This is a genomic window from Streptomyces sp. NPDC050636, assembly GCF_040654775.1.
Classification (GTDB): domain Bacteria; phylum Actinomycetota; class Actinomycetes; order Streptomycetales; family Streptomycetaceae; genus Streptomyces.
In genome coordinates, this window is record NZ_JBFAIP010000164.1 from 1 (window position 1) to 9,236 (window position 9,236).

General features: G+C 66.8%; 9 protein-coding genes and 2 pseudogenes. 2 read left to right on the top strand and 9 right to left on the bottom strand.

Features of this window, described 5'->3' with window-relative positions; translation table 11 throughout:
• Window positions 1–134: 134 nt before the first annotated feature.
• Window positions 135–455, top strand: coding sequence for a hypothetical protein (locus AB0I10_RS39135; RefSeq protein WP_363157520.1), 321 nt, complete (start codon window positions 135–137; stop codon window positions 453–455).
• 37 nt (window positions 456–492) lie between these two features.
• Here the strand turns inward: AB0I10_RS39135 and AB0I10_RS39140 are convergent, their stop codons facing one another.
• From AB0I10_RS39140 to AB0I10_RS39150, 3 genes are all read right to left on the bottom strand, one after another.
• On the bottom strand, window positions 493–1,032 hold the full coding sequence (locus AB0I10_RS39140; RefSeq protein WP_363157521.1) for a peptidoglycan-binding protein: 540 nt from the start codon (window positions 1,030–1,032) through the stop codon (window positions 493–495).
• Window positions 1,033–1,098: 66 nt separating this feature from the next.
• Window positions 1,099–1,773, bottom strand: coding sequence for an HAD family phosphatase (locus AB0I10_RS39145; RefSeq protein WP_363157522.1), 675 nt, complete (start codon window positions 1,771–1,773; stop codon window positions 1,099–1,101).
• Window positions 1,774–1,856: 83 nt separating this feature from the next.
• Window positions 1,857–2,558, bottom strand: coding sequence for a LysE family translocator (locus tag AB0I10_RS39150; RefSeq protein WP_363157523.1), 702 nt, complete (start codon window positions 2,556–2,558; stop codon window positions 1,857–1,859).
• 340 nt (window positions 2,559–2,898) lie between these two features.
• On the opposite strand from AB0I10_RS39150, the gene AB0I10_RS39155 reads away from it, so the two are divergent.
• Window positions 2,899–3,309 carry a RidA family protein gene (locus tag AB0I10_RS39155; protein ID WP_363157524.1) on the top strand — a complete coding sequence of 137 codons (411 nt, stop codon included), beginning with the start codon at window positions 2,899–2,901 and terminating at the stop codon, window positions 3,307–3,309.
• A gap of 28 nt (window positions 3,310–3,337) precedes the next feature.
• Here the strand turns inward: AB0I10_RS39155 and AB0I10_RS39160 are convergent.
• The 6 genes and pseudogenes from AB0I10_RS39160 to AB0I10_RS39185 all read right to left on the bottom strand — a co-directional run.
• Window positions 3,338–4,145, bottom strand: a pseudogene (locus AB0I10_RS39160) (transposase).
• Window positions 4,146–4,213: 68 nt separating this feature from the next.
• Window positions 4,214–4,981: an META domain-containing protein gene (locus tag AB0I10_RS39165; protein ID WP_363157525.1), complete on the bottom strand. Its 768-nt coding sequence runs from the start codon at window positions 4,979–4,981 to the stop codon at window positions 4,214–4,216.
• 471 nt (window positions 4,982–5,452) lie between these two features.
• Window positions 5,453–7,087: an NAD(P)/FAD-dependent oxidoreductase gene (locus AB0I10_RS39170; RefSeq protein ID WP_363157526.1), complete on the bottom strand. Its 1,635-nt coding sequence runs from the start codon at window positions 7,085–7,087 to the stop codon at window positions 5,453–5,455.
• Between the two features lie 140 nt (window positions 7,088–7,227).
• On the bottom strand, window positions 7,228–7,455 hold the full coding sequence (locus tag AB0I10_RS39175) for a hypothetical protein (protein ID WP_363157527.1): 228 nt from the start codon (window positions 7,453–7,455) through the stop codon (window positions 7,228–7,230).
• Between the two features lie 96 nt (window positions 7,456–7,551).
• Complete coding sequence (locus AB0I10_RS39180; protein WP_363157528.1) at window positions 7,552–8,544, bottom strand: LAETG motif-containing sortase-dependent surface protein; 993 nt, start codon at window positions 8,542–8,544, stop codon at window positions 7,552–7,554.
• Between the two features lie 351 nt (window positions 8,545–8,895).
• Window positions 8,896–9,024: pseudogene (locus AB0I10_RS39185) on the bottom strand (ATP/GTP-binding protein); the annotation flags it as partial.
• Window positions 9,025–9,236 lie beyond the last annotated feature (212 nt).

Below are 9,236 nucleotides of genomic sequence, written 5' to 3' on the forward strand. Positions count from 1 at the left end.
ACGGCGAGTTGACCACGAACTTCATCGGAGACGCCCATACCAGACCAACGAGCCGAATCACGTGAAGCAACACGTTGATTCTCTGCGAGCCCTAACGAGCTCGTGCATGGTCAGCGGTGAAGTGCGATGAGCTCTTGATCGTCGATCACGGTGGCGTGGTGGGGAACGCGAACCGTGCGGCAATCATCAGCGATCGGCGGATCACGGGCCTGTCGGCGCATGTGACCGCTGAACTCGCATCCGAAGTAGGTCCGTTGTGGCAGGAACGGCATCAGGCCAGGCTGGCCTCCCGGCCGCGGAAACGAGCTGTGGGCGCCGGTGCGAAGCACCGGCTGGTGTTCGTCGACCGGCCCCTGGCCACGCTCGTCCATCCGGCAGGAGACCCGGTGCCTCCCAAACTCATCAACATCACCCGACCGTGGATCGGAGCGCCTCTCAAATCCATCGACAAGTGACGTCACTACCGCTCGATAAGGCCATCAGCGAGGACGGTCAGACGTTGGGGACCTGTAGCTTCTCCCAACTGGTCTTGCCGGGGCTGCCGTTGGCATCATCGCCTTCGAAGCCGAGCTTCTGCTGCCAGGCAGTGTAGGACTTCACATCGCCCGGGCCCCATACGTCGGCGTTGGCGCTCGACTGGTACCGGTTGCAGCCTTCGGCGACGAGCCGATGGTGCATTGCGGCGATGATCGGCGATTTCTTTCCGGTGTGGAAGAACGACGGACCAGGGAACGGCTCGAAGTTGCCGGGGCCGGCGGGGCCGCCATCCATGTACTGCTTGTAGGACCCGCTCGTGAACGTGGACCATTGCTTCCAGTTGTGTGCGTCTTTGATGGCCTTTGCCGTCTCGGCGTTGTAGACCGGATCCTTGAGCTTTGCCTCAACCCTGAGCGTGTCCGGTGGGGAGAACTGCCCTGGGTGCTTGAGCGAGCGCATCTGGAAGAGACCAACGGACGGCCCCCACTTGTGGTCGACCAGATGCTGGTCTCCGATGCGTGGGTTGTGCCCTGTCGTTTCGGTTGCCCGCCCCAACGGCGTGGTACGAGCAGCATTTCAACTCGCCGACATGGCCCGTCCGTGCGCACCAGGATGTGTGGGTCAGCGGACCATGCCATCTCCCAGTTGCCTGGCCCAGTCCAGCAATTCACCTTCGGCCAGGGTGGTGCCCAGCCAGTCGTGGTCGAGGTCGGTTCCTGGAAGGGAGGGTACGACCGCGACGTAGAGTCCGGCTGCACGGGCCGCGGCAATGCCCGTGGCCGAGTCCTCGAATGCGGCGGAGCGCTTGGGAGTCGCACCGAGTGCCTCGCATGCTGTGAGGTAGAGCTCTGGTGCGGGCTTGGGGGAGCGCACTTCGTCGGCGGCGAACGAGTGTGTGAAGTAGTCGGCGAGACCGGCCGACCACAGTGCCGTGTCCAGCAGTTCCCGGGGGCTGTTGCTGGCTACGGCGATGGGTACGGCTGCCCGGCAGGCCCGCACCAGTTCCGCCGCCCCGGGGAGCGCTGCGGCGCCCCGGGCCAGCTCCTTGCGGACCCTTTCGAGGAGTTCGGCGGCGATTTCGGCGCCGGAGCCGGGGCGCCCGAGATATTCGGCCATGGCCTCTCCAGCAGCCTCCACGGTGCGGCCGATGACCAGGGCTTTCTGTTCGGGACCGAAGGGATGGCCGTGGGCCGCGAAGATGGCCGTTTCCGCAACGGTCCAGCAGGCTTCGGTGTCGACCAACAGGCCGTCGCAGTCGAAGACCACAGCCTCGGCGCTGGTGGGGAGCGTGCCCATGCAGATGTCCGTTCACTTTGGGTGGTGTGCAGGTTGCCCGTTCGGCAGCTGTCGGATCGGCTGCGGTTGCGTCGACCGGTGCCTTACTGTCCGAGCGCGAGCCGGATGCCGAAGGCGGCGACGACCGTGCCGGTGATGCGGTCGAGGCAGCGGCGGGCCGAGGGCCGTTGCAGGCGGTCTCGGAGCATGTGCGCGAAGGCGATCAGCGCACAGGCCCAGATGACGGCCAAGAGGATGTGCACGCCGGCCAGGAGCACCCCTGGAGCAAGGTGCGAGGCGCCGTCGGGGATGAACTGCGGGAGCACCGCAACGTAGAAGGCGCCCATCTTCGGGTTGAGGAGATTGGTCACGAAGCCTTGTCGCCAGCCGCCGAGCAGGGTGTCGCCGGTGCCCGTCCTGGCCCTGGCCTCGGCCCCGGTCCTGGCCCTGGTCTCGACCCCGGTCCCGGTCTCGGTCCCGGTCCCCGCTGTCTGCGGGCTCTCGCTCGATGAGTGGCGCCAGGTGGCCCACAGCAGCCTGCCGCCCATCCACACCAGGTACGCGGCCCCGGCCCAACGAAGAGTCTCGTATGCGAGGTGAGACGCGGTCAGCAGTGCGGTCACACCGAGCGAGGCGAGCACGCCCCAGACCAGTGTGCCGCTCTGGATGCCGAGGACCACGCCCCAGGCGCGACGGCGGTGCCCGAGCGCCGCGGTGCGCAGGATGAGAGCGGTATCCAGTCCAGGAGTGAGCGTGAGAAGTCCGACCATCAGGGCGAAAGTCCCTATCGCGTCTAGGGTGATCATGAGCGATCACCCTAGGGCGGGAGCCATGAAACGTCCACGAATCTGCCCGAAATCGGGCAGGAATGGTGGTGTTCGCCTCTGGTTTTGTGCATGGCACCTCACGGTGACGCGCCCGCGACGCATCTCAGGCGGCGCGGCCAGCTGGTCAGCCAACTCCTCTGGAAAGAGGGCGTCTACAGCCGCGATGGCAGTACAGGCACAGGCCCCGGTGATCACAGGGCGAACCTATGGGCCCTCGGGAATGGATCTCGACATCCCGTGGCTGTCTTGCATGGATCATGTCGGGTGGCGATCGCGGCACTCGGCTTCACACATGCCTTTTTGAGGGAGTATCAGCAGCATGTCCAATACACAGCCCGCCGTCGAACGTGTGCGCATCTCCGCCGAGCCCGACTGGTACGAGTCGGCCGGAATCTCGCTCGGCATCCGGGTCGGGAACTTGGTCTTCACATCGGGACAGGCCCCGATCGACGCGCAGGGGGCCACAGTCGGCGCTGGGGATTTCGAGGCTCAAGCCCGTCAGGCGCTCGCGAATCTATCGACGGTGCTGACGAACGCGGGCTCCAGTCTCGCTGACACGGTTAAGGCGACCGTGTTCGTCACCGACATCGCGCAACAGGACGTCTTCGCCAAGCTGCGCGCAGAACACTTCCCGGACAAGCCCCACCTCGCGGAGTCGTTCGTGGAGGTTTCCTCACTTGCCGACCCCGAGTGGATGATCGAGATTGAGGCAATCGGGCTCATTCGGTGAGGCTGGGCACCACAGGCTCTCCGGTGGGTCAGGAGTCAGGCCAAAGGCGAAGTACTGCAATGGCCACGGTGCGTGGAAGATGTAGGCCCGCTTGTCGAACCGTGTTGCCACAGCCCGGAAGCGCTTGAGCGCGTTGATCGTTCGCTCAACTTCGTTCCGGCATCGTTAGATCATCTTGTCGAATGCTGTGGGCCTGCCGCCCGTGCCGCCGCGGCGCCAGCGGTGGGCCCGCTGGTCCCGGCGCTGGGGATGGTGTGCTTGATCTGCCGACGTCGCAGATAGCGGCGATCGCGCAGATAGCGACGATCGTGGCGTGACGAATAGGCTTTGTTATCGCCTGCCAGATGGCCAGGCTGTGTACGCGGACGGCTACCGGCCGGGCGCGGAACGCAATGCGGTCCAGGACCGATATCGCCTCGTCGGACCGGTGCTGGGCGGGGCGACTGCGGCGGCCAGGGATCCATGATGTCCGGGCGCGAGCTCCCGCGGCGTGCTGGTGAGCCCGGCAAGACGTGGAATCGTCACCAACCAGACTCCAGTTGATCCGGCCCTCCCATCCGCCTCGTCCTGTGCCGTCCGCAGGATTCTCTCCCAGGTGCCATCCGCCGACCACCTGCGATGGCGATGGTGCACCGTCTTCCAGCTCCCGAACCGTGTCGGCAGATCCCGCCATGGGCTACCCGTGCGCGGACGGAACGGAATCCCGTTGATCACCATTCCGTGGTCCTTCCAGTGCCCACCTCGGTCCATGTTCATCGGCAAATGAGGCTGTAACCAAGCCCATTGCCTAGATCCGAGAGAGCACCCCGCCCTAGATCACCCCGCCCCGGCGGCATGAGCCGTTTGTGCCGGTGAGTAATGGCCGAGACCTATCTTCCTTGACAGGTCCTCTCAGGCTGACGGTCTATCGGTACGGCATGGCTTTGAACTCAAGACCGGTGTTGAAGGGGTATACACCCGCATACAAGCCCAGAGCCTCGCTGCTGGCCCCGTACGCGTAGTTGCGTGACTTCGACAGCATGCCGAAGACCGCCCATTCGTCCTCCATGTTCGGTGCGGGGCAGGTGCGGTGGGTTGTGAGCACCGGATCGCGGAAGTAGACGTGCACGCCGGAGAGGAAGGCTTTGGCGGTGAAGTCGTTGCAGCCGAGCTTGCCTGTGACGGTGCCGTCCGGGTGGAAGTCGAAGTAGAGGTCGTCGCCGGACTTGAAGCCGATCAGGGTGTCTTCGGGCCTCAGCGCTTCCAGCCGCCACCGGGTGTCGAAGAACCCCTCGGGCGTGTTCCGCATGACGGAGACCGCCTCGCCGTGCTCGTTCTTCAGCTCCAGACGGGTGTTGCCGGATTTCTCTGGCCTTTCGGAAGGCTTCTCGGGAGGCTTCTCGGTAATCGTCAACGGCCCGTGGAAGAACCTCTTGAGCTTCCCCTCGTAATCCGCCAGATCCTTCTTCTGGTCCGCGCCGTACGGTACGCACTTGTCCCCGGAGTCGGATGGGGCCGGCGTCGCCGAAGGGTTCGGAGGCTTCCCCAGGTCCTCCCCCACGACCAGCTTGGCCGCCCGTACCTCCGCCTTCACCCGAAACGCAGTGCATCCGTAGGCACCCGACGCCGTCCCGTCGTCATGGAACTCCACCCACGGACTGTCGATGAAGTACTGTTTCGCGGCATCCGGCATCCCCTTCACCTTGACGTCGTAGAACGCCCAGACCCCGCTGGACAGCAGTCCGCCTGCACCGCCCGGCCCCTTCTTCGTGGGCGAGGCGGAAGCCGAAGTACGGGCCGAATGGCCATCGCCCTTCCCGCCCGGCGACGCCCCACACGCCGACACCACAGCCAGCACCGCCACAGCAACGCCGACCGATACCAGAGTGCGTCTTCGGGAAATCTGCATGTTCGTCAAAACGGACGTGGGGCCAGCTCAGTTCCCTCGCCCATGGTTCACCATCCAGCATCCGCGATCAGCTCCCACGCCGCCTGGAGCATCGAAGCCGGGACGCACTTGGCGTATCGCACCCCATCAACACAGCGAAAGACACTGGCCTCGGACTCGCCATCCGTGGTGGGCTCCCATCCACTGCCATCGACCACGAACGAACGGCCGTCGACGAGAGCCCACCTTGTAAACAGGGATCAAAAACACGCACATTCAGGAGGAGGTGGCGGAGAGGGCGAAACCGGTGTAGCCGCTCTGGGCCACGGCGTCGCACTCCTCCCGGTACCGGTCCAGCCCGCCCGCGTAGGCCAGGAACACGCGGGGTTTGCCAGGTATGTTCGCTCCCGTGTACCAGGAAGCCGCGGCCGGGTAGAGCGTCTGGGCGGCGAGCTCCGCCACACGGGCGCCCCAGTCTGCCTCGGCCCTCGGAACGGCGTCGATCTCCGTGAGGCCGTTGCTCCGCAGATGGGCGATGCAGTCAGTGATCCACTCCACCTGCTGTTCCAGGGACACCGCGATGTTGGTGAGCACGGACGGGCTGAGGGGCCCCAGGACGGTGAAGAGGTTGGGGAAGCCGGCCGAGACGAGCCCCAGGTAGTTCCGCGGGCCGTCCGCCCACTTCTCCCGGAGCGTCACGCCGCCCTTGCCCACGATGTCGAAGGCGAGCTGAGAGCCGGTCAGGGCGTCGAAGCCGGTGGCGAACACGATCGCGTCCAGGGCGTGCTCCCCCTCCGAGGTCCGGATGCCCTGGGGCGTGATCGTCTCGATCGGTGTCGTGCGCAGGTCCACCAGCGTCACATGCGGCCGGTTGTAGGTGGCGTAGTAGCCGGTGTCCAGGCAGGGGCGCTTGGTCGCGAAGGGGAACGTACGCGGGGAGAGCAGTTCGGCCGTCGCCGGGTCGGTGACGATCGACCGGATCTTGGACCGGACGAACTCGGCCACGGTCTCGTTGGCCGTCTCGTTGGTCAGGATGTCGGTGTAGGTGCGCAGCAGTCCGCTCAGCAGGCCCGAGTCCCAGGCGGTCTCGTAGGCGGCCGTGCGCTCCGCCTCGTCCGCCTCCAGGGCGGACCGGGTCGGCGGCTCGAAAACGGTCCCACCCCGGGACAGCCGCTGGGCCCGCCGGAACTGCGGGTATCGGGCCTTGAGTTCCGCGATTTCCGTGCCCCGCAGCGGGCGGTTGTGGGCCGGCAGCGCGTAGGCCGGGGTGCGTTGGAAGACGGTGAGGGCGGCCGCCTCCTCGGCGATGACGGGGATGGTCTGGACGCCTGAGCATCCGGTGCCGATCACGGCGACCCGCTTGCCGGCGAAGGAGACGTCCTCGCGTGGCCAGCGGGCAGTGTGGTAGGTGGCGCCCGTGAAGCTGTCGGCCCCGGGGATTCCGGGGTCCTTGGGGACCGACATGCAGCCCGACGCCATGACGACGAACCGGGCGGTGACGGTCCGTCCGGTGTCCGTGGAGATCTGCCAGACGTGACGGTTCTCGTCGTACACGGCGCGGGTGACGCGGGTGCGCAGCGTGACGTCCCTGCGCAGGTCGAACCGGTCGGCGACGTGGTGGATGTAGCGCAGGATCTCCGGCTGGGGCGCGTAGCGCTCGCTCCACTCCCACTCCTGGTCCAGTTCCGGGGAGAAGGAGTAGGAGTAGGACATGCTCTCGACGTCGCAGCGGGCCCCGGGGTACTGGTTCCAGTACCAGGTCCCGCCGATGTCGTCACCGGCCTCGAAGACCATTGTCGTTAAGCCGAGTTCACGCAGCCGGTGGAGCTGGTAGAGGCCGGAGAGCCCGGCCCCGACGACGACGGCGTCGACCAGGTGGGCGGCGGAAGGCGCATCGGGGGCGGTGTCCATCAGGTTCTCCTGTCTCCTCGCACGCGGGGCGCGAGCGTTCGATGTTCGGGGCGCCTACGGTCGTCGTGCGTCGGGGCGGCGAAGGCGTAGGGCGTAGGGGCGTAGGGGCGTAGGGGCGACATCCTGGTGCACGCCCGGCGTCACGGGAAGTCCGTGCCCCGTCCGACTGCCACCGTTCCGAGCTGGTCCCGAGCAGGTCCCGAGCTGGTCCCATCGGCCAGCTCACCCTCCGTCCCCGACGCCCCCGCCATCCCCGTGGACTCCCCCGACACCATGCGCAGCGTCGCGTCCCGCTGCCGCCACCCAGGCCCTCCGTCCAGCAGCGCGATGCACTCCTCCGCCGTCTGGCGGCCGAAGGCCGCACCCACGCCCGACCCATCGGACAGCCCTAGAGGTCGAAGTCATGGGGCGGCAGGTCGAGGGTGCAGCAGGCTTCGCGGACGATGGCCTGCTCGGTCTCTTGCTTATGCCAGGGAACGGGCCTTACGGCGACGCACGATGAAAACGGCCCCGGCACCGGTGACGACCGCGACACCGCCGATGGCGGCGACGGTCGGCAGCGCGCTGGAGGAACCGGTCGCGGCGAGCTTCCCGCTGACCGCGATCTCATCGAGGCCACCGTGCGGCGCAGGCTTGTTCCCGACCTTCCCCGGCTCACTCGACTTGTTCGGCGCGCCCGGCCTACCCGGCTTGCCCGGCTTGCCCGGCTTGCCCTTGGCATCCTCGACCTTGCCGGGCTTGCTGCCGGCGGACAGGACAGTGAAGTCGAACTGGCTGATCTCGTCGAAGCCGCACTGGCCGTCCTCGCCGAACGAGTGGCCGATGGTGAAGAAGTAGCCGGACCCCGACTTGGCCTTCTCGCCGATCTTGATGCGCATCTTGGCGTCCGCGTACTCGCCCGGCTTGAGGCTCTTCACCGTGGCGAACTCGTTGTTGTCGAAGACCTCGGCGCCCTCCCCCTCGATGGGCTTCCACTTGCCGGTCGCCGAGTTGTACCACTCGACCGTGACGGACAGCTCGGAGACGTCATTGATCTTCGGGTCGGCGGTGCCGAGAGAGAGGGAGACGTCGGTCTCCATCACCTTGATCTTGGATACGTTGACCACGCGATAGGTGAACTCGTGCCAGCCCGACCCGGCGACGATCTTGCTCGGGAGGCCGCGCAGCCCCGTCTTGCCGCGATCCTCATCGGGGATGCCTGAACAGAAGGTCGGGCGGGTGTACACAGGGGACGGCTCATCGCTCGGCTGCGTCGACTCCGAAGCAGTCGGCTCGGCCGACTCGGAGGCGGTCACTTTGCCGGTCGGCTCCTCGGCTGGGGACTTCCCGTTGCCGGCAACACCACCGGTGGAGGGCTGCTCAGGCCCCGGCGTGGTGGTCGCGGACACGGAGGGGGTGCCGCCGGTGGCAGGCGTCTCCCCCGTCGCTTGGGCGGCGGGGGCTGCAAGCAGTGCCACGGGGCCAATGGCAGCCATGACAGCTGCGGTCGCCACAGCGCGGTGAAGCTTCATTGAGACCTTCTTTTGTAGCCAAGGTGGCCGCCGCGATGGGTCTGCGCGGTCTGGCCGTACGTGTACATGTACATGACCTGCGAGTTCACCAGCAGGTTGCACACCAGACAGACACGCCCCGCGTGATGGTCCTCACAGCAGACTCACAGACAACCCGCAGCCGGGAACGTCACTTGAGGGCCGGCCCGCTCCTCCCCACCTCCGCCGTGGCCATGGGGAGTCTCCAGGGGCAACGACGCTCAGGGGAATTACTGGACCGCTGATGCCGCCTCCCGAACCGGATCACGGCTGGGGGCACCGGTCGAGCCCCCTGCGATGCCGGGCGAAGGCGCGCCGCGAGCCCCACCGGCCTCGGGCTGCCTGGCCCGACAGAGCCTCGGCCACCCCTACGTCCAGCACGACCAGGTGCAGTTCACGTCCCTACCGCTACGACGGAATGCCGCTGGACGTCATCCGCCAACTCACCGCCTGGGGACACCACGTGGATGTGTTGCGGTCAGGCCGTCGCTGATCCGTGATGGCGGTTTACCGAGCCTGACGCTCAAGGGCCGCCGCCGCGACGTGACGGAGCCCGCCGCCGTGGTGTCGGCGGCGGGCCCGTGTCTCTGACCGGCGGGTCCTCAGGTGGCGGAGGCGAC

What these genes read in the sequence shown, in the direction of transcription:
- AB0I10_RS39145 (WP_363157522.1), bottom strand. Translation starts at nt 1,773, where the DNA reads ATGGGCACGCTCCCCACCAGCGCCGAGGCTGTGGTCTTCGACTGCGAC.
- AB0I10_RS39150 (WP_363157523.1), bottom strand. Translation starts at nt 2,558, where the DNA reads ATGATCACCCTAGACGCGATAGGGACTTTCGCCCTGATGGTCGGACTT.
- AB0I10_RS39155 (WP_363157524.1), top strand. Translation starts at nt 2,899, where the DNA reads ATGTCCAATACACAGCCCGCCGTCGAACGTGTGCGCATCTCCGCCGAG.
- AB0I10_RS39165 (WP_363157525.1), bottom strand. Translation starts at nt 4,981, where the DNA reads ATGCCGGATGCCGCGAAACAGTACTTCATCGACAGTCCGTGGGTGGAG.
- AB0I10_RS39170 (WP_363157526.1), bottom strand. Translation starts at nt 7,087, where the DNA reads ATGGACACCGCCCCCGATGCGCCTTCCGCCGCCCACCTGGTCGACGCC.